The 25,258-nt window shown below is 60.2% G+C and carries 20 protein-coding genes; 6 read left to right on the top strand and 14 right to left on the bottom strand.

Annotated elements, in window-relative coordinates:
* Nucleotides 1-217: 217 nt before the first annotated feature.
* On the bottom strand, nucleotides 218-2,170 hold the full coding sequence (locus EV561_RS11150) for an acetoacetate--CoA ligase (RefSeq protein WP_132521280.1): 1,953 nt from the start codon (nucleotides 2,168-2,170) through the stop codon (nucleotides 218-220).
* 151 nt (nucleotides 2,171-2,321) lie between these two features.
* Here EV561_RS11150 and EV561_RS11145 point away from each other — a divergent pair, with 151 nt between their 5' ends.
* On the top strand, nucleotides 2,322-4,205 hold the full coding sequence (locus EV561_RS11145) for an AsmA-like C-terminal region-containing protein (RefSeq protein ID WP_132521278.1): 1,884 nt from the start codon (nucleotides 2,322-2,324) through the stop codon (nucleotides 4,203-4,205).
* Nucleotides 4,206-4,269: 64 nt separating this feature from the next.
* On the opposite strand, the gene EV561_RS11140 is transcribed toward EV561_RS11145, so the two are convergent.
* The 8 genes from EV561_RS11140 to EV561_RS11105 all read right to left on the bottom strand — a co-directional run bounded on the left by EV561_RS11140 (nucleotide 4,270) and on the right by EV561_RS11105 (nucleotide 12,236).
* Nucleotides 4,270-5,088: an ABC transporter permease subunit gene (locus tag EV561_RS11140; protein WP_132521276.1), complete on the bottom strand. Its 819-nt coding sequence runs from the start codon at nucleotides 5,086-5,088 to the stop codon at nucleotides 4,270-4,272.
* Between the two features lie 3 nt (nucleotides 5,089-5,091).
* On the bottom strand, nucleotides 5,092-6,003 hold the full coding sequence (locus EV561_RS11135; protein ID WP_132521664.1) for an ABC transporter permease subunit: 912 nt from the start codon (nucleotides 6,001-6,003) through the stop codon (nucleotides 5,092-5,094).
* Nucleotides 6,004-6,007: 4 nt separating this feature from the next.
* The gene (locus tag EV561_RS11130) at nucleotides 6,008-7,150 is read right to left on the bottom strand and encodes an ABC transporter ATP-binding protein (protein ID WP_132521662.1); all 1,143 of its coding nucleotides are present in this window, start codon (nucleotides 7,148-7,150) and stop codon (nucleotides 6,008-6,010) included.
* 135 nt (nucleotides 7,151-7,285) lie between these two features.
* A complete protein-coding gene (locus EV561_RS11125) occupies nucleotides 7,286-8,386 on the bottom strand; it encodes a polyamine ABC transporter substrate-binding protein (RefSeq protein ID WP_132521274.1) in 1,101 nt (366 codons plus the stop codon).
* A gap of 247 nt (nucleotides 8,387-8,633) precedes the next feature.
* The gene (locus EV561_RS11120; RefSeq protein ID WP_132521272.1) at nucleotides 8,634-9,020 is read right to left on the bottom strand and encodes a hypothetical protein; all 387 of its coding nucleotides are present in this window, start codon (nucleotides 9,018-9,020) and stop codon (nucleotides 8,634-8,636) included.
* A 144-nt stretch (nucleotides 9,021-9,164) separates the two neighbouring features.
* Nucleotides 9,165-10,193: a DUF1254 domain-containing protein gene (locus tag EV561_RS11115; protein ID WP_132521270.1), complete on the bottom strand. Its 1,029-nt coding sequence runs from the start codon at nucleotides 10,191-10,193 to the stop codon at nucleotides 9,165-9,167.
* Between the two features lie 17 nt (nucleotides 10,194-10,210).
* On the bottom strand, nucleotides 10,211-11,581 hold the full coding sequence (locus EV561_RS11110) for a DUF1254 domain-containing protein (RefSeq protein ID WP_132521660.1): 1,371 nt from the start codon (nucleotides 11,579-11,581) through the stop codon (nucleotides 10,211-10,213).
* A 193-nt stretch (nucleotides 11,582-11,774) separates the two neighbouring features.
* Nucleotides 11,775-12,236 carry a cupin domain-containing protein gene (locus EV561_RS11105; RefSeq protein WP_132521268.1) on the bottom strand — a complete coding sequence of 154 codons (462 nt, stop codon included), beginning with the start codon at nucleotides 12,234-12,236 and terminating at the stop codon, nucleotides 11,775-11,777.
* Between the two features lie 479 nt (nucleotides 12,237-12,715).
* Here EV561_RS11105 and EV561_RS11100 point away from each other — a divergent pair, with 479 nt between their 5' ends.
* Complete coding sequence (locus EV561_RS11100) at nucleotides 12,716-13,423, top strand: hypothetical protein (protein ID WP_132521266.1); 708 nt, start codon at nucleotides 12,716-12,718, stop codon at nucleotides 13,421-13,423.
* A 36-nt stretch (nucleotides 13,424-13,459) separates the two neighbouring features.
* Here EV561_RS11100 and EV561_RS11095 read toward each other — a convergent pair whose 3' ends face one another.
* Nucleotides 13,460-14,329 (bottom strand): LysR family transcriptional regulator, encoded by an 870-nt coding sequence (locus EV561_RS11095; RefSeq protein WP_132521264.1) that lies wholly within the window; start codon nucleotides 14,327-14,329, stop codon nucleotides 13,460-13,462.
* An 88-nt stretch (nucleotides 14,330-14,417) separates the two neighbouring features.
* Here EV561_RS11095 and EV561_RS11090 point away from each other — a divergent pair, with 88 nt between their 5' ends.
* Nucleotides 14,418-14,663: a hypothetical protein gene (locus EV561_RS11090; protein ID WP_132521262.1), complete on the top strand. Its 246-nt coding sequence runs from the start codon at nucleotides 14,418-14,420 to the stop codon at nucleotides 14,661-14,663.
* On the opposite strand, the gene EV561_RS11085 is transcribed toward EV561_RS11090, so the two are convergent.
* Nucleotides 14,645-16,483, bottom strand: a complete 1,839-nt coding sequence (locus EV561_RS11085; protein ID WP_132521260.1) for a methyl-accepting chemotaxis protein — start codon at nucleotides 16,481-16,483, stop codon at nucleotides 14,645-14,647. The two genes, EV561_RS11090 and EV561_RS11085, sit on opposite strands and share 19 nt — an antisense overlap.
* A 374-nt stretch (nucleotides 16,484-16,857) precedes the next feature.
* On the opposite strand from EV561_RS11085, the gene EV561_RS11080 reads away from it, so the two are divergent.
* Nucleotides 16,858-17,853 (top strand): aldo/keto reductase, encoded by a 996-nt coding sequence (locus tag EV561_RS11080; RefSeq protein ID WP_132521258.1) that lies wholly within the window; start codon nucleotides 16,858-16,860, stop codon nucleotides 17,851-17,853.
* 75 nt (nucleotides 17,854-17,928) lie between these two features.
* On the opposite strand, the gene EV561_RS11075 is transcribed toward EV561_RS11080, so the two are convergent.
* From EV561_RS11075 to EV561_RS11070, 3 genes are all read right to left on the bottom strand, one after another.
* Nucleotides 17,929-20,463 (bottom strand): HAMP domain-containing methyl-accepting chemotaxis protein, encoded by a 2,535-nt coding sequence (locus tag EV561_RS11075; protein ID WP_132521256.1) that lies wholly within the window; start codon nucleotides 20,461-20,463, stop codon nucleotides 17,929-17,931.
* A 336-nt stretch (nucleotides 20,464-20,799) separates the two neighbouring features.
* A complete protein-coding gene (locus EV561_RS37165; protein ID WP_165927794.1) occupies nucleotides 20,800-20,940 on the bottom strand; it encodes a hypothetical protein in 141 nt (46 codons plus the stop codon).
* Nucleotides 20,941-21,127: 187 nt separating this feature from the next.
* The gene (locus EV561_RS11070; protein ID WP_245512650.1) at nucleotides 21,128-22,261 is read right to left on the bottom strand and encodes an NAD(P)/FAD-dependent oxidoreductase; all 1,134 of its coding nucleotides are present in this window, start codon (nucleotides 22,259-22,261) and stop codon (nucleotides 21,128-21,130) included.
* A 178-nt stretch (nucleotides 22,262-22,439) separates the two neighbouring features.
* On the opposite strand from EV561_RS11070, the gene EV561_RS11065 reads away from it, so the two are divergent.
* Together EV561_RS11065 and EV561_RS11060 are read left to right on the top strand one after the other, a co-directional pair.
* Complete coding sequence (locus EV561_RS11065; protein ID WP_132521252.1) at nucleotides 22,440-23,876, top strand: glutamine synthetase family protein; 1,437 nt, start codon at nucleotides 22,440-22,442, stop codon at nucleotides 23,874-23,876.
* 13 nt (nucleotides 23,877-23,889) lie between these two features.
* Nucleotides 23,890-25,188, top strand: a complete 1,299-nt coding sequence (locus EV561_RS11060; RefSeq protein WP_132521250.1) for an FAD-binding oxidoreductase — start codon at nucleotides 23,890-23,892, stop codon at nucleotides 25,186-25,188.
* Nucleotides 25,189-25,258: the final 70 nt, after the last annotated feature.

The raw sequence follows: 25,258 nt of genomic DNA, 5'->3' as shown, positions 1-25,258 counted from the left end.
AAAAAAGGCAGCCAGAGGCTGCCTTTGAGAGTGGATGCTGTTCAAGGAGAGCTCGAGTCGATCAACGTCATGTTTCGGGAGCGGGGAAGCTCCTTGCCGCCTAACTCATGAGGCGGCCCCAAGTTGGTTTTACCTTTGACCCACGCCTCTTAACGCGGGGTTAAGATCGGAAGGCCAGCTTTTGCCTGTTAAATCTGGCCTTCGGGTCCCCGATTCCTCAGCTCTTCAATTCCTCGAGCCCGTCGAACAGGCGCAATGCATCCGGGTTGGCGAGCGCTTCCCTGTTCTTGACAGGGCGGCCGTGGACGACCTCGCGTACGGCGAGTTCGACGATCTTGCCCGACTTGGTGCGCGGAATATCGGCAACGGCGATGATCTTTGCCGGCACGTGACGCGGCGAGGCGCCGGAGCGAATGCGATTGCGGATTGCCTTGGCAAGGCCCTCCGTCAGCTCCACCCCTGAGGCGAGGCGGATGAAGAGGACGACGCGGACATCATCTTCCCAATCCTGGCCGATGCAAAGCGCCTCCGCGACCTCGGGCATTTGCTCGACCTGATTATAGATCTCAGCTGTACCGATCCGCACGCCGCCCGGATTGAGCGTGGCGTCGGAACGGCCGTGGATGATAAGGCCGCCATGCTCCGTCCATTCGGCGAAATCGCCGTGGCACCAGACGTTGTCGAAACGCTCGAAATAGGCGGCGCGGTATTTGACGCGATCCGGGTCGTTCCAGAACATGACCGGCATTGAGGGAAATGCCCTGGTGCAGACCAGTTCGCCCTTCTCCTCGCGAACGGGTTTGCCGTCCTCGTTCCAGACATCGACCGCAAGGCCAAGGCCCGGCCCCTGGATCTCACCACGCCAGACCGGCGACAGCGGATTGCCGAGCACGAAGCAGGAGACGATATCGGTGCCGCCGGAGATGGACGCAAGCTGGATATCGCTCTTGATTCCGTCATAGACGAAGGTGAAGCCTTCTGGCGACAGCGGCGACCCGGTCGACGTCATCAGCCGCAGGCTGGAGAGATCATGGGAGCTGATCGGCGTGATGCCGCTCTTGCGGACAGCATCGATATATTTTGCGGAGGTGCCGAAGATCGCGAACTTCTCTTCCTGTGCATAGTCGAAGAGGACATTGCCATCGGGCGCGAAGGGCGAGCCGTCATAGAGGCAAAGCGTCGCACCTGCCGCCAATCCGTTCACCAGCCAGTTCCACATCATCCAGCCGCAGGTGGTGAAATAGAACACCTTTTCTCCGGGCCGCACGCCGCAATGAAGACGATGCTCCTTGACCAGTTGCAGCAGCGTTCCGCCGGCGGAGTGGACGATGCATTTGGGAATGCCGGTCGTGCCCGAGGAAAACAGGATGTAGAGCGGGTGTGCAAAGGGCAGCGGAACGTACTCCACCGCCTTTGCCGGGAACGGCGCGATGAAGGCATCAAGCGTCTTCGAACCCGGCACTGCCGCTGCGACGGAGGGTGCATCGCCGGCATAGGGGACGATGACTGCAGGCGTGTTCAGGCGGCTGGTGATGGCGGCGACTTTCTCGCTCACCTCCTGGAGCTTGCCATTATACCAGTATCCGCTGCAGGCGATGAAGAGCTTGGGCTCGATCTGGCCGAAGCGGTCGAGAACGCCCTGTTCGCCGAAATCGGGCGAGCAGGAGGACCAGATGGCACCGATCGAGGCTGCTGCAAGCATGCAGGCGATGGTTTCGGGCATGTTCGGCATCATCGCAGCGATGCGATCACCCTTGCGAATGCCGATCGCGCGATAGGCCTGCTGCAGCCGCGAGACCGTTGCCGTCAGCCGATCCCAGGACCAGCGGTCGCGCACCTTGTCTTCACCGCGGAAGATCAGCGCATCCCCCTCGCCGCTCTCAGTCAGAAGATTCTCGGCGAAGTTCAGCTCGGCATCGGGAAAGAAGCGCGCGTCCAGCATCCGGTCGCCATCGACGAGCGCTCTTTCGCCTCTGTTTCCCTTGATGCCGCAGAAATCCCAGACAGCCGTCCAGAAGCTCTCCCGATCTTCGATCGACCAGGCATGAAGGCCGGCGAAATCCGACAGGGACAAGCCGAAACGCTCGTTGCAGGCCTGCATGAAGGCATACATCGGGGCTTGCCTGCGGGCCTCTTCGGAAGGCGTCCAGAGCGGTATTTCATTCTGCATTGCATCACCTCCATTTCGTGACTTCTATATCATGCTGCATCGCCTATAAAAACGATGTTCGCCGAGCGGCATTTGCATATCAGAAGCATTTCCTATATCGGGCAAACGCAGGCAAAATCATGCGCAACTGTTTGAAAGTTTCTGCAGCATCATGAGGGCGTCAAGAAATAGAAGATGGCGGCTTGCCATGAGGTCTGTGGGGCGATGGCTGCCTGCCGTTGCGCGCACGACGGGCACGGTCGTGCTCACGATCGTCATCGTTTTTGCCGTATTCCGGGCAACGGCCCCCTTCCTGATTTCCAGCGGCCTCGTGCGTTCGGGCATCGAGGACGTGCTGTCGAAGTGGACGGGCTACAAGGCGGAGATCGAGGGCGCGCCGACGCTCGACTTTTGGCCGACGCCGCGTGTCACGCTCAACCAGGTGACCATTCGCGAGCGTACCACCGATGGCAAGGTGCTCGGTCATGTCGACAGCCTGTCCGCCGATTTTTCGCTGTGGGCCGCCATCAGGGGCCGTGCAGATTTTCATGAATTTCATTTCCTCCGCCCGATCATCTACATCCGCCGCGACGAAGCCGGCCTGATCGACTGGACGAATGAGGGGCTTCTCGCCAAGGCGATCGACCGGGCGGAACGTTCTTCTTCCACTACGCCGGGCATGAGGCCCGACCAGGACGCCAAGATCGGCACGCTAACCATCGAAGACGGCATATTGCAGATGGCCGACGAGCGCAGCGGCAACACCTACAAGCTCGACAGCATCAATGCGGATATTTCCTGGCCCCGCCTTTCCCGTCCGATGAGCGCCGTTCTACTGGCCCGTCTCAACGGTCAGGACATCAAGGTCGATTTCAATTCGGATCAGCCGCTGCTCTTCTTTGCCGGAAAGAACGTCGACGCCAAGACGACCTTCACCTCTCCCATGATCAGGGGCAGCTTCACCGGAACTACCAATATCTCCAATTTTTCGGCTCTCGCAGGCAACCTTGATCTTGCCATTCCAGACGTGCCGTCATTCCTGGTCTGGAGCGGCGAGCATTTGCCGGGCGGCGACACGCTGAAGAGCGTCTCGCTCAACGCCAATATCTCCACAGTCTCCAGCGGCCTGCGCTTCAACGACCTCAGCTTCAAGGTCAATGACGCGGCCGCAACAGGCATCATGGATTTCGGCTACACGGCCGCCGGCAAGCCGAAAATCTCCGGCACGCTCGCCTTCGACCAGATGAACCTCAATCCGTTCCTGGCAGCCTTTTCGATGCGGCTTGCGGCGGATACGGCAATCGACGCGTTGCTCAACGGCAATCCCCTGCAGCGCCTGGACATGGATGTCAGGCTGTCGGCAAAAAATGCCGCGCTCGGTCCGTTCCGGTTCGACGACATCGGCGCAAGCCTGCTCGTTGCCGGCGGTACAGCCAAATTCGATATCGGCGACAGCTCTTTCGAGGGCGGCGACCTGACCGCGCATCTCGAAGTGATGGAGCGCGATTTCGACGGTGGCGGCAAGCTGCAGATTTCCATCCGCGATGCCGATTTCGGCGGATTGATCAGCCGTTTGAAACTGCCAGGCCCGCTGCCTCTTACGACGGGCTCGCTCGATCTGTCGCTCGCAACGTCAAAGCCGATCTGGGCCGCCAATCTTTCCGACGTAACAGGCACGCTGCATTTCCGGGGCAAGGCCGGTTCCTTCCGTGAATTCAATATCTCGGCCTTCCGTGCACTCGCAACCCAGAAGACCTTCTTCCGAATGAGCGACGTTGCCGATACTGCCTTCGATTTCGACAGCATCAGCGCCAACGCAACGGTTGCCAAGGGATCGGCAGATGTTCGCGATCTCAAGATCGTCGGACGCAACGAGACGATAACGCTGAACGGCTTGATACCCTACCGCAGCAATGGCCTGGCGCTTTCCGGGACCCTTGCGGCGACCGATCCGGCAAACGCGGCTGACCTGCCGATGCTACCGTTCTTCCTTGGCGGCACGTGGCCGGACCCGGTCGCCTCGCCCGTCACAGCCCTTCTGCAAAAGCCACAATAGAACTCCGGCGCTTTCCCCCTGAAGCGCCGGCGATCTCTAACCTTTTTGCTTTTTCAATTCGGCTTCAGCGGCCTGCGGCAGCTGCCTGCTCGTCGCGCTGACGCTGCACCTCGCGGCGCTTGGTCACGACTGACGCGCAGATGACGCCGATCGCTACGATGCCGACGAGAATGGTGCAGATCGCGTTGATCTCGGGCGTCACGCCGAGCTTCACCTGGCTGTAGATCAGCATCGGCAGCGTCTTGGCACCGGCCCCGGATGCGAAGCTTGCAATGACCAGATCGTCGAGCGACAGGGTCAGCGCCAGCACCCAGCCAGAAAAGACGGCTGGCGCAATGATCGGCAGCGTCACCTCGAAGAAGGTGCGAACCGGGGTCGCGCCGAGATCGAGTGCAGCCTCCTCGATCGAGCGATCGAAGCTTAGCAGCCGCGATTGCACGACGATGGCGACGAAGCACATGGTCAGCGTCGTATGCGCCAGCGTGATCGTCCAGAAGCCGCGCTCCACACCCGCCGTCACGAAGAGCAGAAGCAGCGACAGGCCGGTGATGACATCAGGCATGACCAGCGGTGCATAGACCATGCCTGAAAACAGGATGCGCCCGCGGAACCGCGTGTAGCGCACCAGCGTCAGCGCCGCGAGGGTGCCGAGAACGGTGGCGAGCGTTGCCGAGAGCAAGGCGATGCGCACCGTCAGCCAGGCCGCGTCGAGCATGTCCGTGTTCTGCAGAAGGCGTCCGTACCACTGCGTCGAAAAGCCGGCCCAGACGGTAACGAGCCTGGACGCATTGAAAGAGTAGATCACGAGCAACAGGATCGGCAGATAGAGGAAAGCAAGGCCGAGCGTGACCGAAACGATGTTGAAGCGGGACCATTTGAGCATCGTCTATCTCCCCGCCTCGTCGGCCTTGGCCTGCGCGTTCTGGAAAAACACAATCGGGATGACGAGGACCAGAAGCAGGATGGTCGCGACCGCCGATGCCACCGGCCAGTCGTGATTGCCGTAGAATTCCGACCAGAGCGTCTTGCCGATCATCAGGGTTTCGGAACCGCCGAGCAGATCGGGGATGACGAATTCGCCGACGGCAGGAATGAAGACCAGCATGCAACCGGCGATGACGCCGGGAATCGACAGCGGAAAGGTCACCCGCCAGAAGGCCGTGATCGGCGGACAGCCGAGATCCTGCGCCGCCTCGATCAGAGTGCCGTCCATCTTTTCCAGCGAGGAATAGAGCGGCAACACCATGAAAGGCAGATAGGAATAGACCATGCCGATATAGACGGCCGTGTTGGTATTCAGGATCACCAGCGGCTGATGGATAATGCCGAGATAGAGCAGCAACTGGTTCAACAGTCCCGTCGTGCTGAGGATCGCCATCCAGGAATAGACGCGGATGAGGAAGCTTGTCCAGAAGGGCAGGATGACCAGCATCAGCAGTGTCGGGCGAATAGAGCGCGGCGCCTGCGCCATGCCATAGGCGATGGGATAGGCGACCAGAAGCGTCAGCAGCGTCGAGATGCCGGCGATCTTCAGGCTCTGGAGATAGGCGTTGAAATAGAGCGGGTCTCCCGCAAGCCAGGTGTAATTGTCGAAGCTCAGTTGCTGGAACTTGTCCCACAGGCCGCTGATGCCGTCGGCGAGGTAGAAGGCCGGCGTATAGGGTGGCACTGCGACTTCAGTCGTCGACAGCGAAATGCGGAAGACGATGAAGAAGGGCGCGAGGAAGAAGAGCAGCAACCAGGCAAAGGGGATGATGATGACGAGGCGCTGGGTGAATGACGAGCCGATCGATTTCATCATCTCAATCCTTCAAGAGCACGCCGGCATTCTCGTCGAAGGATACCCAGACCTGCTGGTCGTAGCCGAAGGGTTCCTCGACCGCTCGCACGGCGTTCAGCGAGGAGGCCTTCACCACCTGGCCGTTCTTCAGCTTGACGTGGAAGACAGTCATGTCGCCGAGATAGCCGATGTCCCAAATTTCGCCTTCGGTCGCGTTGGTGGAGGCGTTAGCCGGCGCATTCCTGCTGACGCGCAGCTTTTCCGGGCGGACGGCAAAGCCAGCGCGGCTGCCTGTGGCCGGGCTTTCGGTCGTGGCGGTCCTTATCGTGAAGCCGTTGTCCACCGCGATCTCGACGATGCCTGATGCGGCTGTTGTGACATTTCCGTCGAAGATGTTCACGTCGCCGATGAAGTCAGCAACGAAGCGGCAGTTCGGGGCCTCGTAGACCTCAGCCGGCGTTGCCACCTGCACCACCTTGCCGTGGCTCATGACGGCGATGCGGTCGGCCATGGTCATCGCCTCTTCCTGGTCGTGGGTGACGACGACGAAGGTGAGGCCGAGGCTCTGCTGAAGGTCCATCAGCTCGAACTGGGTTTCCTCGCGCAGCTTCTTGTCGAGCGCGCCGAGCGGCTCGTCGAGCAAGAGCACCTTGGGCCGCTTGGCGAGCGAGCGGGCGAGCGCCACACGCTGACGCTGGCCGCCGGAAAGCTGATTGGGCTTGCGCTTGGCGAATTGCTCCAGCTTCACGAGCTTCAGCATCTGCGCGACGCGCTCGGCGATTTCGTTCTTCGGCATGCCGTCCTGTCGCAGGCCGAAGGCGATGTTCTTTTCGACCGTCATATGCGGAAAGAGCGCGTAGGACTGGAACATCATGTTGACGGGGCGGCGATAGGGCGGCGTGCCGGCAAGGTTCTGGCCGTCGAGGACAATTTCGCCCGAGGTCGGCTGCTCGAAGCCGGCGAGCATGCGCAGAAGCGTGGACTTGCCACAGCCGGAGGCGCCGAGAAGTGCGAAGAATTCGCGGGTGTAGATATTGAGCGAGAGATCGTCGACGGCGGTGAAATCGCCGAATTTCTTAGTGACATTATTGAAGGAAATGAACGGCTTTTCAGAAGGATCCGTCCAGGGAGCAAAGGAACGCCGGATATTGCCGAGAGACTTCATCATCTATCCCCAAATGAAGCGCAGCGAAGACGGCTCTTCCCCATCCGCCCTGCCCGCTTAAAGCGTGCTGCACACTTTTGCGCGACATGCTCTAAAGAAAGGCCCGGGCGTTGCCGCCCGGGCCGGATGTGTCGGTTATTGGCCGGTCAGGACCTTGGTCCACAGTCGCGTCGCGAGACGCTGCGTTTTCGCATCCCATGGCTTCACGGTGAAGAGCAGGTTCTTCATCATGTCTTCAGTCGGATAGACGGCCGTGTCGTCCAGCACTTCCTTGTTCATGAACTGCTGCGATGCCTTGTTGCCATTGGCATAGGAAACGAAGTTGGATGCCTTGGCAATGACCTCAGGCTTCATCATGTAGTTCAGGAATTCATGCGCTTCGGCGACATGCGGCGCATCGGCCGGGATCGCCATCACGTCGAACCACATCTGCGCGCCCTGCGACGGGATGGAGTAGTCGACGTTCACGCCGTTCTTGGCATCGGCTGCGCGATTGCGGGCCTGCAGTACGTCGCCGGAATAGCCGAAGGCGACGCAGATGTCGCCGTTTGCCAGCGCATTGATGTATTCGGAGGAGTGGAACTTGCGGACATAGGGCCGGATCGAGGTCAGCAGTTCCTCGACCTTCTTGAAATCCTCAGGCTTGTTGGAATTCGGATCAAGGCCGAGATAACGCAGGGCTCCGGGGATAACGTCCTTCGGCGCATCAAGAATGTAGATGCCGCAATCCTTGAACTTGGCGGCGATCTTCGGATCGAAGATCACTTCCAGGCCTGGCTTGGCGTCGGTGCCGAGAATCTGCTTCACCTTGTCGACATTGTAGCCGATGCCGTTGGTGCCCCACATGTAGTCGACGGCATATTCATTGCCGGGATCGTAGGCGGAGATGCGCTGCTGCACCATGTCCCACATGTTGGACATATTCGGAAGCTTGGACTTGTCGAGCTTCTGGAACACGCCGGCCTGGATCTGGCGCTGCAGGAAGTCGGCGCTCGGCACGACGACGTCATAACCTGTATGGCCGGCGAGCAGCTTGGTCTCCAGCGTCTCGTTGGAATCGAAGGTGTCGTAAACGACCTTGATGCCGGTTTCCTTGGTGAAGTCGGCGAGCACGGAATCGTCGATATAGTCGGACCAGTTATAAATATTGACCACCCGGTCTGCGGCGGAGGCGGAGGCTACCAGTCCGACGGCAAAGAATGCGGTCGCTGCCAAGCGCTTGAAAATGGATTTCATTGTCTCTCCTGTTCCGTTCAAGGGCATCTTTGCGATACCCAACCCTCTGTTTTTCCCGTCAGACTAGAAAGGAATTCGGACGGCCACAAGGGGAAAGATGAGGAGCGAGACGGTTTTGCAAAACTGCGAAAATGGGAAGGCCGACGCCCGCTGGTCCCGGCTTGCGAAACCGCAGGCGCCTTCTTTCCTGTCGTCTCTCAGCGACCCTTCCTGCTTCGCAAGCGGTTGGGACATCGCAAGCGCACGATCAGCGGCAGTAATCCCAGTACCCGCGAGTCTGGGAGCTGTTGGACCAGTACCAGCACAGGCTAGGACTTGGCGGACGCGGTGCCACCGCAACTGCCGTTGCGGCAACGACGGTACCAAGTGCTACGCCTGCCACGACCGTCCCGTAATATGGCCGGCGGACCCAGGGTCGATAGTATGGACGCCGCGCGACTGTCGTCGAGCCGTGGTGCACGACTGTGTTGCCGGCTGGTCCACGACGAACCGTTGTGCCATGGCGCCTGATAACCTCGACCTTATGGACCAGTGGATTGGCAGGCGCTACTTGGATCGTGGGAATATTACCCATCGGCATGGCGCCTGCCACTTCCGGCGAAACGACCATCGTCAATGCCATCAAAAATTTCATCGATTTCCTCATATCGCGATCTCCTCAATCGTCGTCTTTCAGGTTTTCAATGGGGCCGTTTTCCCAGCGCTGCTGGCGAAATTTATATTAGCGCATTCTGCATTTCCTGCCGGGGCTTTGCGAACCGCTGGACTATCCGCGGTGTCAATCCACCGGCTCTGCCTTCGGAAAGGTCCACTTGCCATCGACGATGTCGGGCGAAGGGCGATAGAGCCGCACCATGTAATTCCAGCCCTTGGTGATCGGCAGGCAATTGGCAATCTTCCCGTCGCAGCCACCGAACTGGACATGCACCGATCCATCGCCGTCTGCTTTGGCCGTCAGGTTGTTCAGCGTATAGGCGTTCAGCTTGTTGGCCCGGTAGTAGCCCTTCGCGTCATAGACGCTTATCGACCAGAAGCCGTCCACCGGCACGTCCTTGACGTCGAGACCGTAGACGGTCTTGCCGTCGTTCTGGTCTGGCGTGACGTTGAGATAGATCGCCTCCTTCCCGGGATTGCCGCCCCACGCGGAGGCAGCGCCGATCAGTCGTCGAACGGGATCGACCTCATCCTTCGTCCCGAACATGCGGTTCGTGTCGGGCAAGGTCGCAGCAAGCTCAAGGAGCGCGGCTCTGACCTTGGCCTGGCTTGCCTGATCCCATTTCGGAACCTCGAAACTGCCGGGCGCGGATTGTTCCACCTTGATTGCATCCTGCAGGTCATGCGCCTGCTTCATATCGTCCGGGTCCTGCGGGTTAACCAGCGTCCGCACGCCCACGATCACATATCGCGTGCCGATCTTATCCTTTGAAAGCGTATAGCTTCCGGCCTTATAGGTGACCTCGGGCGTGTATTGATCCTCATCGATCACCTGCATCGACATGAAGCGCTTGCCGGCATCCGGCATCGTGATGGTGACAGGGCCGGCGTCGAGATCGAAGACTGCAGCGGAATAGAGCGTGTCGCGGTTCGTCCGGATGACGAGCTGCTTGTCGATCGGGCTGAGCTGGCGATGGTGCATGAATTTTCCGAAGCCGTCGTCCTTGGCTATGTTGCTGAAATAGAGATCGGATTCAGCCCGGACGAAATTGTCCGGCGTAACGGGAACGGCATCCCCCTTCGTCTGCGGGAATGCCGGACCGGCGCAGATCAGCGCCAGAAACGCAACCGTGGTCAGGTATCTATTCGTCATGGCGGCCTTCTCCTCGATCAGCTCGTGCGTTCCAGCGGCGGTGCCTTCCATTTTCCGTCGATCGCCTCCTGCTTCGGCCAGTAGAGACGCATGACCACGAAGAACGGCCCTTCCGGCGCGGGCAACCAGTTGGCCTCAATGTCCTTGTCCGGCGAGTCGTGCTGGATATGGAGGGTGATACCGCCGTCGGCGTCGCGCTTGAGATCGGGAAGCATCGGCGAGTTGATGAGGTAGCGATTGAGCGGATTGGCGCTGAGCAGGCTGGATGGGAGCTTGTAGAGGGTCAGCGACCAGAAGGCATTGACCGGTGGCAATCCGTCCGGTCCGAAGTGAATTGTGTACTTGGCGCTGCCATCAAGCGACTTGCCATCGGAATCGATGAAATAAACGGGATAGAGCGCCTCTTCCTTGGAGTTGCCGTAGATGCCGAGCACTGCGCCCGCCATGCGGGACATATAGTCGCCGTTCAGGAAGGCACGTGTCCCGAAGCCGTTGGCGCTGGAGCGCTTGCCGGTATCTAGCTCGGTTTTCTTGTAGTCGGCGAATTCCGCCCAGGCATCGGCCATGCCCGCCTTGATCGCCTTCTGCAGATCTGGCGACAGCGCCTTCGGATCGAATACCTTGCCTCCCCCGACGCCGATCCTGGCGAAGCGCGCCATGATGTCAATTTCGGCAGGATTGGTTGGGCAGAACGGCAGGATGAAATTAAGAACGGCGAAGAAGCGCGGCGACGTCTTCTCCGCCTTGCCGCTCAACGGCTTGATGAAATCGATCTTCGGCGCTGCCGCGGGCGCAGGCTTGCCGAGAAATGCCGATAGAGGCTCCACCTTGTAGCCGGCCTGTATCTTCTTAACATTGTCTATATCGGTGGGGTTGAAGAGCTGCGTGCGATAGAGCGCCATTGCGAGTTCCGTCTCGCAGTGGATGACTGCCTTGATGCCGGGAGGCGTCTCGCCCGTCCAGCCGGGTCCCGCCAGCAGGAACTTGCCGGCCTCGTTGCCCGTGGCGCGGCTGCCGACATAGGCGAAGTTGAAAGTGTACATGTCGATGAACTGGATCGAATAGTACCGGCCCTTCTCGACCTCGGGCACGGTGAAGACCAGCGGCTCCGCCCGCAGATCGATACCGACAGAGGAATAAGGCGTATCGGAATTCGGCGTCTGGATCGCCTTGTCATCGGGCGTATAGACCCTCGCCGTATTGAAGAGCGTGTTCCAGGTGCCCTTGTATTCCGGGTCCTTCCTGTCGACGAAATAGGCGTACTGGATGCGATAGTTGTCGACCATCGGGAAGCCGTAGATCGTGGCCTCCTTGGCGATTGCCCGCGCCTCCTGAGGCGTCACATCCGGCACCGCCCCCTTTGCAGCAGCCGCATTCGGCATCAGCATCCGGGGCAGAAATGCGACGGCCGCGCCCGCTGCCACAAAATCCCGTCTCCGCAGCATCGCAAATCTCCCCATGACGCCGACCATTCGGATCTGGAGTGTCGGATGGCGATGGTTCGAAAGGAAGTACGCAACGGTAAATGCGACGTAACAGGAGAGGTCTGACACTATCCCGTTTCAGCCAATCTTCGATGTCTCACGATTGCTGAAAGGGCGTGCCGTCCTTGTGTACGAAGCGCCCATCAGCATTCGAACTCATCATGTCTATATCGGAGCAGGTCGTCAGATCGGCCGGCTGGCGCGAGCCGACTTCGAGATAGATTGCCGCTGCACCCGACCTGTTGATCATGTGGTGGCCATTGCCTGTACCTTTGGCAAAGGTTGCGCAATCACCGGCCCGCAGAACCGTTTCCCCGCTATCCTCGACGAGCGTCAGCTCTCCTTCCAGCACATAGACCAATTCGTCTTCGTGCGAATGCCAGTGGCGCTGGCTCGACCAGCCGCCCGGCGGCAGATGCATGAGGTTGACCCCGAAATCCGTCAACCCGCCTGCGTTGCCCAGGCGCTGCCGCACACGCTCGGCACAGGGCCTGTCGAATGGTTTCGGATAGCCGGAACCTTTGATTTTCGGCACGGTGGCGACATCAATCCTGGGCATGAGGGCCTCCTAGAGAGTGGCGAAATGGATCTGGATTATCGGCTATCCGCGAGTGATATGGGGCTCGAACGACTGAAAGCTCGTCTAGTGTTGCAGGCGGAGCCAAGAACCCCTCATCCGGCTGCCGCCACCGACCAGGGCCGAGCTGCGGGTCTCGCCCCGTCCTTCGGACCCCCGAGTGGAGAAGAGAGATGCCGCACCGACGATGTCCTTGACGTTGAGGTTTGGCAAGACGGCGCGGCTTGCCTCCATCCTCGCGATCTTACAGAGTTTTGAATTGTCTATTTTAGCTACGCGTAAAACGCGCAATGGCCGTCAGCTATGCGCAAGGGCCGCCGCCTAGATTGAATCCACAAACGAACCTGGCGACATGATGAGCATAGAGGCAATCCGGGCCTGCCGCCTGCAGTCACCGCGATCAGCGACAGATTGAAGGTTTTCCGCTTCGCTCAATCAATAGCAACAAAGGATAATAACCCATGAGACTGGCGATAATGCTTCGGGGACATCATTTTGTGCAGAGCGACCGTTTCGGGAACCCGATGGATGCGCGGCACAATATTCCGTCATTGCTGGATAGGCTGATCAATCCAATACGAAGAATTAGCCCGGGAGCGAAAGTCTATCTCGTCACCTATGACAGTCCAGTGCTCGAAGACATCAAGGCGCAGATAGGACCTTGTGAAGTTGTTCTGATCAACCCGATCGGAAGCAGTCAGGCGGAAACGTACAAGGAAGGCTTGGAATACATTCATGGGAAGGGCGATTTCGATGCGCTCGTCGTATCCCGTTTCGATCTCAAGTTTAAAAAGAGCTTCGATACCTGGGCGGTCAAACCAGATAACCAGTCCATCTTTTTCCCCTGGCGTGAATTTCTGAGCTACTGGCGAGATCATCGCCGCGTTGGCGACGCGGTTCATATCATAGGCAATGAGGCACTTCCGGCGTTTCATGCCGCATTGACTATGTGCCTGCTGGCCCAGCGAAACCATCTTCACCTTATGTACTATTTTCTCCGGACCATGCGATCCGAGTTGCGATTCATCGAAGGTGGTTATTGGTCGTCAAACACTCTGTTTGCCAATCCGGAATGCGACAATCCGCTGTATGACATATTCAATCGGCAACGTTTGCAGCAGATGGCTGGAACCACTGGCATGATACTCGATGAAATCAGAGCCGAGTGAGCGAAGAGCCGGTATTTCGATGCCAGCTCCGCGCCATCAATAGGTCGGCCGCTTGCCGGCGAAGAGATCGGCGTGGCTTTTCAACAAACGCGCCATGCGGTCGATCACTGTGCGAATCTCGCGGCGGTGGCGGTCTTCGTTGTTCATGACGATCCATTGGAAATGACGAAGTGCCGTAATCTCCTCCCCTGCCCGCTCCAGCCTCGGTTCCAGATCGCCGACGAAGCAGGGCAGCACCGCGATACCAGAGCCTGCCAGCACAAGGTCGTAAAGCGAGCGGGGGCGATTGACTGTCAGCGCAATCTCGGCCTGGCGGTTCTGGTGCGGCCAGCGCAGATAGGCGGAAATCGCCTCGTCCTCGCTGACGGCGATCCACCGTTCCGGACCTGCGGCGCGCAAGTTGCGGGCGCGATAGGCGGCATAGGCGACCTCGCCGGCCTTGATCGCCGCCAGATTGGCCTCTTCCGGCTCGAAGGCACGGAGACCGATGTCGCTCTCGCGGTGGGCGAGGCTCGCACGGCGTTCGGCGAGATAAAGGTCGATGCGGAAATCATCGCGCTCCGAGCAAATGGCCGGCATGTTCTGGCTCATCAGCCAGCCGACCCAGGTTCCGGCCGCAATACGCACGACCGGCCTGCCTGACGCCTCGCGTTGCCAGCTGTCGATGCTACGAGCGGCCGACTCCATGTCCAGCAGACGGTCGAACAGCGCCTGCCCATCGCCCGTCAGGCTGTAGCCGGTCTGGCTGCGCAGGAAGAGCGTTCGGCCAAGCTGCTGCTCGAGATCCAGCATCCGCCGGCCAATCGTCGCGGGGCTCAGGCCGCTTGCAGAGGCCGCGCCAGTGAGCCCACCGCCGCGGGCGACACCGAGAAAGAGCTGATAGGAATCCCAAGTCGCGTTTTTCATAGGTGAAAAACATAAGCGGATTTCAGCCGTTTATAAAGCAAAAGGTGATGCGTAATTGAGGGGATGGCTTCACGAAAGGAGGCATCTCATGATCGACTATATCGGCATCATCGCGTGCATTGAATTGAAGGCCGAGGCCAACCGGGCCCGGTGGCTCAGAGATGAGGACGCCTATTACGACGATTTCGGCAATGCGCCCAATCTCGACGGCTGGCTGCGGAGGCTGTCTGGGTTCTTTCAACCGCGAGCCGCAGCGCTGAGATCCGCCGGGGAGGACTGCAAACCTGCCGCCCCGCCCCTTGCCGATCGTCGGTGTCAGGCAGCGCGCCTGTAATCGCCAGGCCGGTCAGTTGCGAGACGGAACTGGCCGATCAATGCCATCAGGTCGTCCGCCTCGCGGGCCAAGCGGCGGCTGGATTCGGTGGCTTCCTCGACCATCGACGCATTCTTCTGCGTCATCTGGTCCATGGCGTTGACGGCGCCGTTGACCTCTTCCAGCGCTGCCGACTGGTCCTTGGCGGCGGTGGCGATCACTTCGACATGGCTGCTGATTGTGATGATCTCGCGGCTGATCGTGGCGAGCACCCGTCCCGTCTCCTGAACGAGACCGGAGCCGGCGCCGACTTCGCGGCTGGAATCGTTGATCAGCGTCTTGATTTCCTTTGCGGCGTCGGCCGAGCGCTGCGCAAGTTCCCGCACTTCCATCGCAACGACCGCAAAGCCCTTGCCCGCCTCCCCGGCGCGAGCGGCTTCGATGCCTGCGTTCAGCGCCAGCAGATTAGTCTGGAAGGCGATGTCGTCGATCACCTCGATGATCTGCTCGATCTTCTGGGAGGATTCCTCGATGCGGCCCATCGCGCTGATCGCATTCTCGACGACGGCGCCGGAGCTGTCGGCCGTCTTCTTGGTGGTCGAGACGGCCTGGTTCGCTTCCCGCGCGCGGTCGGCCGAGGAGCGGACTGTCACGGTGATCTCATCCACGGCGGCTGCCGTCTGTTCCAGCGATGCCGCCTGCGATTCCGTCCGTTTGGACAGTTCGTCGGCGGAATGGAGCATCGAGTTGCTGTTGTTCTGAATGGCGCGGGCATTGTCGCTGATCTTCGACAGCGTATCCTGCAGCCGCGAGAGCGAACCGTTGAAATCCGTACGCAGCTGTTCCAGGCGGCCGACGAAGGGCTTTTCGATCGTCTGGGAAATATCACCACGCGAGAGGCGACCGAGGCCGGCTGCCAGCTCCGTGACGGCGAAATCGATCTGGTTGTCGAGGTTGCGCTTGTCTTCGTCGTTGCGGGCGCGCTCGGCTTCGGAGAGTGCGCGCTGCTCGGAGGCGCGGATTTCCATCTCCTGCTTGGCATGGGCATTGTCGCGGAAGATCGAGAGCGCGCGGGCGATGGCGCCGAACTCGTTCTTCTTCTCGATATAAGGCACCTGCGCCGACAGGTCGCCATTGGCGATGCGGCTGACGGTTCCGGTCAGGGTCTCGATCGGACGGACCGAATTGCGGATCGTCAGATAGGCGAGGCCGCAGACGATGAGCATGACCGCCGCGCCGACGCCGAGCACCAGCACCTGGAGATCGCGCATGTCGGCATAGTAGACTTCCATCGGGATGCCGATGAAGAGGATGCCGACATTCGCACCCGATGCATTCTTGATCGGGAAATAGCCGGTCATGAACTTATGGCCGAAGAGATCGGCAGGGCCATAATAGGCCTCGCCCCGAGCAAGCACCGGCTGGGCCGGATGGTCGGGCGCAAGGCTGGTGCCGACGGCGCGGTCGCCGTTTTCCTTCTTCAGGTTGGTCGAGACGCGGACATAGCTGTCGCCGCGCTTTTCGAAGATGGTGGCAACGCCGGCAATCGACTGGGCGACACGATCGACGATGGAATGGTCGGCGAATACAGGGATCTTGTCCTCCGTGACACCCGACAGCGCGTTGTCGCGCATATCGACCCTGGCATCGGCAAGGGCTGCCCCATAGAGGACGGCCATGGCGCGGCTGGCATCGCGCGCATCAGACACTGCATTGCGCATCACATAGCCGCTGAGATTGTAATAGGTGACGCAGCCGATCACCGCCGTGCTGATGCATAACAGAGCGAGCGTGATCGCAACGATCTGGCGGACGATCGACGTGGAGAACAGGCGCGGCATTACAATTCCTCATTGATACAACGGACAACATGGTAAACAAAAACGGTTAAGGAAAATCGTCCTCCTGAACAGTAAAAAGGCGAGGTATATTGCGGTACCGGCGACCAGGACTTCGCCAATGACTGAATTCCTTCAGCGTTGAAGGAATTTTATTTCTACCATGTCAAAAAATATAAACCAGGGATTGAATTTGCGATTTCGCAAACGAAAATTGCCCCACAGTCTCGAAGAGCCGATCCCGAATTCGTGACTTTTTCCCTTCGCAATTCGGCGCTAGCCTTGTCACCGTGCCGTCTTCAACGGCGAGGTCGACGCCGCCTGCCCTTCATTCGAAGATTCTCCAAGGCGCCACTTCATCATTTCAGGAGCTTCAGATGCAGTATTGCAAGTTTGGCAGCACGGGCCTTACCGTTTCCCGCCTTTGCCTCGGAACCATGACCTTCGGGCTCCAGACCGAAGAGGCGGGCGCGCACACGATCCTCGACAAGGCGGCCGAGGGCGGCGTCAACTTCATCGACACGGCAAACGTCTATCCGCTCGGCGGCGGCCCATCGCTCGCCGGCACGACGGAGGACATCGTCGGCCGCTGGCTGAAGGGCAAGCGCGACGATTTCATCATCGCCACCAAGGCCGTCGGCAAGATGGGCGCCCATCCCTGGCAGCAAGGTGCATCGCGCAAGAGCCTGCTGGATGCGATCGATGCGTCGCTGCGCCGTCTCGGCACCGATTATGTCGACCTCTATCAGCTGCATTCGGACGACCAGGAAACGCCGCTCGACGAGATGCTGCTGGCGATGGAAACCATCGTGCAGTCGGGCAGGGCACGCTATGTCGGCGTCTCGAACTACCTTGCCTATCGCCTCGCCCGGGCGCTCGGGCGTGCCGATGTCATGCGTGTCGCCCGCTTCGTTTCGGTCCAGCCGCGCTACAATCTGCTGTTCCGCCAGATCGAGCGGGAATTGCTTCCGCTTGCGACAGAGGAAGGGCTGGCGGTCATTCCTTACAATCCGATCGCCGGCGGGATGCTGACCGGCAAGCATCAGGTCAGCGACAAGCCGACGGAAGGCCGTTTCAGCTCGCAGATGCGCGATGCCGGCGCCCGATACCAGGAGCGTTACTGGCACGAGCGCGAGTTCTCGACGGTCGAGAAGCTGAAGGGCATCGCGGCTGAAAGCGGCATTCCGCTGGTCAAGCTGGCTATCGCCTGGGTCGCGGCCAATCCAACTATCACCGCGCCGATCATCGGTGCCAGCCGTGCCGAACAGCTGACCGACACACTCGATGCGATCGACATTACCCTCGATCCGGCGCTTAAGGCACGGCTCGATGATGCAACGGTCGAATATCGCTGGGGCGACGCCGCGCGCTGAGTCGGCAGTTTCCGAAAGTAAAAAGCCCGCCGCACCTCCGTGCAGCGGGCTTTTTCAATGGGTGGCCTGCAATCCTCAGGCGGCGCGGTAGTAGGACTGGTCGGCGCCGCTATCGATCTTGAACTGCTGGATGAGCCGCAGGAGCGAATCCGCCTCGTTCGCCAGCTCGCGGCTGGAGGCGGTGGTTTCCTCGACCATGGCGGCGTTCTTCTGGGTCATCTGGTCCATCTGGTTGACTGATGAGTTGACCTCCTGAAGCGCGCTTGCCTGGTCATGGCTAGCGCGGGCGATCATCTCGACATGCTGGCTGATGGTGACGATCTGGCCGCTGATCTGCGCCAGAACCGTACCCGCTTCCTGCACGAACTGTGATCCGGAATTCACTTCGCGAGACGAGGTATTGATGAGACCCTTGATCTCCCTTGCCGCATCGGCGGAGCGCTGGGCGAGTTCGCGGACTTCCATGGCGACGACTGCGAAGCCCTTGCCGGCTTCACCGGCGCGGGCTGCTTCAATACCGGCGTTGAGCGCCAGCAGGTTGGTCTGGAAGGCGATCTCGTCGATGACGCCGATGATCTGCTCGATCTTCTGCGAGGCATCCTCGATGCGGGCCATGGCGTCAATGGCGTTGGCGACGACCACGGAACTATCGTCGGCGCTACGCTTGGCTTCTCGAACGATCGCATCGGCATCCTTGGCGCGCTCGGCAGACGAGCGGACGGTGACCGTGATCTCGTCGACGGCGGCTGCGGTTTCCTCGAGAGAAGCCGCCTGCTGTTCGGTGCGCTTGGAAAGATCCTCGGCTGACGCAGCCATTTGGTTGCCGTTGCTCTGGATCATCTCCACATTGTCGCGCACCTGGCTCAGCGTTTCCTGAAGGCGCAAGAGCGAGCCGTTGAAATCCTGGCGGAGCTGTTCGAGACGGCCGATGAAGGGCGTTTCGATGGTCGCCGAGATGTCGCCATGCGCAAGACGCTCGAGGCCGGCTGCGAGTTCGCTGACCGCAAAGTCGATCTGGCGGTCGAGTTCGCGCTTCTCTTCATCGTTGCGCTGGCGTTCGTGTTCGGCAGCCGCACGTTCCTCATCGCTCTGCTCCTCGATGCGGATCTTGGAGATGGCATTTTCCTTGAAGATGCCAAGGGCACGGGCCATGTCGCCGATTTCGTCGCGGCGCTGCTCGCCCGATATCGAGGTTTCCAGGAGACCGTCGGCGATGCGACGCATGGCGGCCGTGATCTGGCCGATCGGACGCTGCAGGGTGAGCACCAGCGCAATGCCGCCGGCGACCGAAAGGACGATGCCGAGGACGGTGGCGAGGATCGAGATCCAGTTTGCCTGCTCGCGCTCGACCCCGGCGCTCTGCTTCTGCGTTTCAGCAAAGGTGGTCAGCTTGCCCCAGACTTCGTCGAGCTGCTGGCGGGCGCTTGCATATTGTGTCGTGCGCTGGGTGATCGTGTCGACAAGCTTGGTGCTGTCGCTATCGAGCGACTTCAAAGCCGGGTTGATCGCGTCGTTGATGTCGCCGACGAAATCCATGCCCGTAGCACTCTGATCCAGCGTATTGAGATCCTGGCCGAGCTTGGCGATTTCCTGATGGAAACGAACCAGATTGTCCTTGTTGATGCCGGCAAGAAAATCCGCCATCACTAGCTGCAGCGAATAGATCGAGGCCTCGACGCGGCGGGTGTCCTCGATGACGGCGTTGGTCTGCACCACGCGGCTGTCAAGCTCAACAAAGGTGGTCGTGGCCGACCGCATCATCTGCGTCGCCTGCAGCTGGGTGTAGGTCGACATCTGACGGAAGCGGGAAAGCAGGCGGGAGATGCCGCCAATGGTGTCGTCGGTCGTGGATGCGGTTGCGGCGTCGATGCCGGCATTCAGATCCTTGATCGTGCCTGCAAGCGAGTCGACCATGCTCTTCTGGTTCTGCGGCAGGGCGAGCGCGATCGAGCGCTGAGCCTTGACGACGTCGCCGATGCGATCCTTGATCGCCTTCAGCTTGTCTGTAGGCGTCTGCGCCTTGTTGAAGTCATCGGCAACGCTGACGAGCGTGTCGCCACCCTTTAGCAGCCGGTCGGCCGAGCGAAGCGTCGCTGTGGCATTGCCCTCGTCGGTGCGGACCGAATCCTGCATCTGCTGGGCGTCGAAATCGATGTTGAAGCGAACGCCGATCAAGGCGCGCTGCGCGTCGCTGATCGATTTGCGAAGGTTCACTTCCTGCTGGTGCAGATCCCAGAGGCTGCCGACGACCTTGGAGATATCGGCCGTCTTGGCGGCGGCATCTGCCAGGCTGTCGCGACCATCGGAATCCTTGCCGAGCTGCGACAGGGTGGCATCGAGCACCGAGCCCTGCGACTTGACGTCGGCATAGAGCTTGTCGCGCGCCTGCTCGTTGGTGATGCGCAGGAAGTCGTCCATGGAGCTGTAGAGGTTCTTGAAACCCGTCAGCGACTGCAGGACGTTGTTTGATATCTCCATGCGCCCCTGCAAAAGGCCGGAGGCGTAAAGGCCGGTCAATCCGACCGCTGAAATGCTGATGACGAAAGGCAGGACGAAGAGCAGAACCTTCGTCTGGATCTTGAAGCGGGAAAGAATCTTATCGATGAACATGGTGGTTCGGGCCTTTCATACACCACTCCCCCGCCGACGCCTGCACGGCGTTGACTGGGTGCACAACAGCAACCTCGGATTTTTGACAGGCGGGGTTTCGTCGGTGACGAAGGCAGTCATTGCCAGGTTCTAATCGATTAGAACCCCCTTTATCGTTGACGAGATTTTGGAGGCCATATCTTAATTTTCAGATAAGGGGTCGTAGCGCGAAACAGCAGTGGGACTTAAATCCAAGCATTGCGCTGAAAGGTCGCCGATCGGCAAGTATAAACCAGTCTATACATGCACAGCGCAAGCAAATGCGGCAGTGCTTCGATAAAAATCAGACCGGAATAATCAGAAGCTGCGTGCCGCCAGGTAGGCAATGCAGGCAGCGGTCACGCCGGTGGCCAGCATCAAAAGCCGGGCAGCCAGCAATTTTGTGTTTGTCTGGGTATCAGCAATTGCGATGGCGCGAGCGCGCTTGGTCTTGTTCATGAGTCCGTTTCCCATTTCACACCGACACGATAACCGCTAATGCGGCAGACCGGCAACTGCTAATATAGGAAATCGTGCAGCTGACGACATCGGGACAGAATGGCGCAGGTCCCTTAAGGAAGTCTTGAACGCAATGGTGAAGAAGAGGTAGCCGGCTCAGCGGTCGGGCAAGCCACTATGCAGGCTCTCAGGCTGCCTCCCCGGCAACATGGCCCGATGCCCAGGCCCACTGGAAATTGTAGCCGCCAAGCCAGCCCGTGACATCGACGCATTCGCCGATGAAGAAGAGGCCGGGGATCGTCTTGACCTGCATGCTGCGGGAATCGAGGCACGCCGTATCGATGCCGCCAAGCGTAACCTCGGCGGTACGATACCCTTCCGAGCCTGATGGCTTGATCCGCCAGTCCTGGACCGATGCCGCGAGGCGCTGCAGACGCTTGTCGGACTGGTCGGCCATGTTGCCGTCCATCTCTTCCGCCTCGACCACATGTTGCGCAAGACGCTTCGGCAGGATCTCCGCAAGAGCCGTCTGGGCAGATTGGCGGCCATTGGCCTGCCGTGCCGCCTTCAGGCGTTCGAAGACGTCGATATCGGGTTCGATGCCGATCGATATCTCATCCCCTTCCCGCCAATAGGAGGAAATCTGCAGGATCGCCGGTCCGCTCAGGCCGCGATGCGTGAAGAGCAATGCTTCGCGAAACGAGGTCTTGCCGTGGCGAATTTCGGCAGGCGCCGCAATGCCCGACAGTGGCGTCAACCGCTGCAGCAGGGAGGGCTCGATGGTGAGCGGCACGAGGCCTGGGCGTGTCTCCACGACGGGCAGCGAGAATTGCTCGGCGATGCGATAGGCAAAGCCTGACGCTCCCATTTTCGGGATCGATTTGCCACCGCTTGCGATGACCAGGGAGGTTGCGTCGATCGGGCCATCCGATGCGTGGATGCGGAAACCGTCTCCATGGCGCTCGACCGAGGCGATCTCCGTTCGCAACCTGAGATCGACGGAGGCTGACCGCATCTCGTCGACAAGCATGCGGATGATGTCCTTGGCGCTTTCATCGCAGAAGAGCTGGCCGAGCGTCTTCTCATGCCAGGCGATGCCATAGCGTTCGACCATGGCAATGAAATCCTGCGGCGTGAACCGCGCAAGCGCCGACTTGGCGAAATGCGGGTTGGCGGAGAGAAAGTTCTTCGGGCCGGCGTTTATATTGGTGAAGTTGCAACGGCCGCCGCCGGAAATGCGGATCTTCTCACCGGGTGCGGCGGCATGATCGAGCACTGTCACCGAGCGCCCGCGCCTGCCGGCGCGAATGGCGCACATCATTCCCGCTGCGCCCGCGCCGATGACGACTACATCGCATTTCTGAGCCAAACCACATTCCTTTTAGTGTCCGACGCTCTCATTTTTCCATCAGGGAGCGAATGTCAACGCCGCCACCCCCTCGCCAATTGCCAAACTGCGGTTATGATGACAATTCCGACCAACCCGATGACGGTGTTTTATGCCCGCCAAGAAGACTCCGCTGAAAGCTTCCAAACAGGTTTCGAAAGTCGTGACCATGCCACCCAGCCTCCGTTCGGCCCGTGGCGTCAACAACTGGAAGGACGCAGCGCAATGGCTGCGGATGCGCGGGATCGAGGACATAGAATGCATCACGCCCGATCTTGCCGGCGTGCCGCGCGGCAAGATGATGCCGACCTCCAAGTTCACCTCCAACACCTCGCTGGCGCTGCCCTCGGCCATCTATCGCCACACGATATCGGGCGAATACCCCGAGGAAACCGAGAGCTTCCGCTACGAGCCGCGCGACAGCGACCTGAAGCTCGTGCCCGATCTTTCGACGCTATCGGTCGTACCTTGGGAGACGGATCCGACGGCGCAGGTGATCTGCGACATCGTCAATTCCGAGGGCCAGGAAGTATCCTATACGCCGCGCAACGTGCTGAAGCGCATTCTGGCGCTCTATGCGGACCGAGGCTGGAAGCCTGTCGTGGCGCCCGAGATCGAATTCTATCTGGTTGGGACCAATGACGACCCGGACTACCCGCTGCGTCCGCCGAAGGGCCGGTCTGGCCGCTCCATCCTTGGCGGACAGGGTTATTCGATCGCCGGCATCAACGAATTCGACGAGCTGATCGATGATATCTATCACTTCTCCGAGAAACAGGGGCTGGAGATCGATACGCTGATCCATGAGGAAGGACCGGCGCAGCTCGAGATCAACCTACGCCACGGCGATCCGATCGAGCTTGCCGACCAGGTCTTCCTGTTCAAGCGCACGATCCGCGAGGCAGCGCTGAAGCACAATATCTATGCCACCTTCATGGCGAAGCCGATGCAGGGGCAGCCGGGATCGGCGATGCATATCCACCAGTCGGTGGTCAATATCGAGACCGGCAAGAATGTCTTCTCGAACGCGGATGGTTCGCCCTCGAAGGAATTCTTCCATTTCATCGGCGGCATGCAGAAATTCGTGCCGAATGCGCTGGCGATGCTTGCGCCCTACGTCAACTCCTATCGCCGGCTGGCGCCGAACATGTCCTGCCCGGTCAACAACGCCTGGGGTTACGACAACCGCACCACGGCATTCCGCGTGCCGGTTTCCGATCCACAGGCGCGCCGCGTCGAGAACCGTCTGCCGAGTTCCGATGCCAATCCCTATCTGGCGCTTGCCGCCTCTCTTGCTTCGGGCCTGCTCGGCATCATGAAGGAGATCGAGCCGACGGCGCCGACGGACGATGCGGCCAACGAAGGATCGATCGACCTGCCGCGCGGGCTTCTGGAAGCCGTCGCCCTGATGGAGGAGGAAGAAGCCTTCGAGGAGGTCTTCGGCAAGGAATTCATCGGGCTCTATGCCGGCGTCAAACGGGGCGAATTCGAAACCTTCATGCAGGTGATCAGCCCCTGGGAGCGGGAATTCCTTCTGCTCAACGTGTGAGGGAGCATTCCCCATGAAGCTGCAGCAGACGTGGCAGAGCCCGATCGCGCCGGGCCTGTCCCTCTATCAGGCAACGGTCGGCGATCGAGAGACCTATCCCGCCCTCGACGGATCGCGGCGGGCCGACGTCGCGATCATCGGCGGCGGCTATACCGGTCTGCAGGCGGCCTACACGCTGGCAAAGGCGGGCGTCGACATCGTGCTGATCGACGCCAACCGCTTCGGCGACGGCGCTTCGGGGCGCAATGGCGGCCAGCTCGGCACGGGGCAGCGCTGGTGGCCGGAGGAGATGGAAGAGACGCTCGGCTACGAGCGCTCGAAAGCGCTGTTCGATCTTGCCGAACGCGCCAAGCAGCATCTTCTCGATTTCGCCCAGGAACACGCCATCGACATTGATTTCATCCCCGGCCAGATGAATGTGGCGCACAAGCGGAGCTATGTCCGCAGCTACGCCGAGAATGCCAGGATCGCAGCAGAGCGCTATGATTATCCGCATGTGCATTTCATGGACGAGGCCGAGACACGGGAGCGGCTGGGCTCGAAGCGCTACTATGGCGGCGTCCGCGATATGGGCACCGGGCATATCCACCCGCTGAAGCTTTTGGTCGGACTGGCGCGTGTCGCGCAGGCGGCGGGTGCTGCCCTGTTCGAAATGACCAGCGCGACGGCAATCCGGAAATCCGGCAGCGCAACCGTCATCGAGACATCGACCGGCACGATCACCGCCGGCCGGGTTCTGATCGCCTGCAACGGCCATATTGGCGACCTCGAGCCGATCACGGCAAGCCATGTCATGCCGATCCGCTCCTTCATCGGCGCGACGGCCCCTCTCGACCGATATCCCGATATCCTGCCCGGCGGCGAGGCGGTGGCCGATTCCCGTTTCGTCGTTCGCTATTTCCGCAAGTCGATCGACGGGCGGCTGCTCTTCGGCGGACGCGAGGCCTATACATCGGACAATCCGCGCGACATCACGCAGCATATCCGCCGCCAGATCGCCGAAATCTATCCGGCCCTGAGCGAGGTAGAGATCACCCATTCCTGGGGCGGCACGGTCGGTATCACGATGCCGCGTCAGCTTTTCGTGCGCGACGTCATGCCCGGCGTGACCTCGATCGGAGGCTATTCAGGCCATGGCGTCATGCTGTCAAATTACTGCGGTAGGCTTTACGCTGAATCGGTACTGGGGCGTCCCGGCGAACTTGATCTTTTCAAGGCGTTGGACATTCCGCCGTTTCCGGGAGGCCGCCGCATGCGCAGCCCCCTGCTCTTCCTGGCGCTTACCTGGTTTGCGTTGCGCGACAGGTTTTGACAAGTCGCGGTTTCCTCTTGGAGGAATCCGTTTTACAAGCAGGATTGAGATTCACCGCAATGCACACTGG

The sequence above is a fragment of the Rhizobium sp. BK376 genome (assembly GCF_004341625.1).
Classification (GTDB): Bacteria; Pseudomonadota; Alphaproteobacteria; order Rhizobiales; family Rhizobiaceae; genus Rhizobium.
The sequence above is the reverse complement of the archived record's forward strand: the minus strand, read 5'-3'. Positions and strand labels throughout refer to the sequence as shown.

What these genes read in the sequence shown, in the direction of transcription:
- EV561_RS11150 (WP_132521280.1), bottom strand. Translation starts at nt 2,170, where the DNA reads ATGCAGAATGAAATACCGCTCTGGACGCCTTCCGAAGAGGCCCGCAGG.
- EV561_RS11145 (WP_132521278.1), top strand. Translation starts at nt 2,322, where the DNA reads ATGAGGGCGTCAAGAAATAGAAGATGGCGGCTTGCCATGAGGTCTGTG.
- EV561_RS11140 (WP_132521276.1), bottom strand. Translation starts at nt 5,088, where the DNA reads ATGCTCAAATGGTCCCGCTTCAACATCGTTTCGGTCACGCTCGGCCTT.
- EV561_RS11135 (WP_132521664.1), bottom strand. Translation starts at nt 6,003, where the DNA reads ATGAAATCGATCGGCTCGTCATTCACCCAGCGCCTCGTCATCATCATC.
- EV561_RS11130 (WP_132521662.1), bottom strand. Translation starts at nt 7,150, where the DNA reads ATGAAGTCTCTCGGCAATATCCGGCGTTCCTTTGCTCCCTGGACGGAT.
- EV561_RS11125 (WP_132521274.1), bottom strand. Translation starts at nt 8,386, where the DNA reads ATGAAATCCATTTTCAAGCGCTTGGCAGCGACCGCATTCTTTGCCGTC.
- EV561_RS11120 (WP_132521272.1), bottom strand. Translation starts at nt 9,020, where the DNA reads ATGAAATTTTTGATGGCATTGACGATGGTCGTTTCGCCGGAAGTGGCA.
- EV561_RS11115 (WP_132521270.1), bottom strand. Translation starts at nt 10,193, where the DNA reads ATGACGAATAGATACCTGACCACGGTTGCGTTTCTGGCGCTGATCTGC.
- EV561_RS11110 (WP_132521660.1), bottom strand. Translation starts at nt 11,581, where the DNA reads ATGCTGATGCCGAATGCGGCTGCTGCAAAGGGGGCGGTGCCGGATGTG.
- EV561_RS11105 (WP_132521268.1), bottom strand. Translation starts at nt 12,236, where the DNA reads ATGCCCAGGATTGATGTCGCCACCGTGCCGAAAATCAAAGGTTCCGGC.
- EV561_RS11100 (WP_132521266.1), top strand. Translation starts at nt 12,716, where the DNA reads ATGAGACTGGCGATAATGCTTCGGGGACATCATTTTGTGCAGAGCGAC.
- EV561_RS11095 (WP_132521264.1), bottom strand. Translation starts at nt 14,329, where the DNA reads ATGAAAAACGCGACTTGGGATTCCTATCAGCTCTTTCTCGGTGTCGCC.
- EV561_RS11090 (WP_132521262.1), top strand. Translation starts at nt 14,418, where the DNA reads ATGATCGACTATATCGGCATCATCGCGTGCATTGAATTGAAGGCCGAG.
- EV561_RS11085 (WP_132521260.1), bottom strand. Translation starts at nt 16,483, where the DNA reads ATGCCGCGCCTGTTCTCCACGTCGATCGTCCGCCAGATCGTTGCGATC.
- EV561_RS11080 (WP_132521258.1), top strand. Translation starts at nt 16,858, where the DNA reads ATGCAGTATTGCAAGTTTGGCAGCACGGGCCTTACCGTTTCCCGCCTT.
- EV561_RS11075 (WP_132521256.1), bottom strand. Translation starts at nt 20,463, where the DNA reads ATGTTCATCGATAAGATTCTTTCCCGCTTCAAGATCCAGACGAAGGTT.
- EV561_RS37165 (WP_165927794.1), bottom strand. Translation starts at nt 20,940, where the DNA reads ATGAACAAGACCAAGCGCGCTCGCGCCATCGCAATTGCTGATACCCAG.
- EV561_RS11070 (WP_245512650.1), bottom strand. Translation starts at nt 22,261, where the DNA reads ATGATGTGCGCCATTCGCGCCGGCAGGCGCGGGCGCTCGGTGACAGTG.
- EV561_RS11065 (WP_132521252.1), top strand. Translation starts at nt 22,440, where the DNA reads ATGCCCGCCAAGAAGACTCCGCTGAAAGCTTCCAAACAGGTTTCGAAA.
- EV561_RS11060 (WP_132521250.1), top strand. Translation starts at nt 23,890, where the DNA reads ATGAAGCTGCAGCAGACGTGGCAGAGCCCGATCGCGCCGGGCCTGTCC.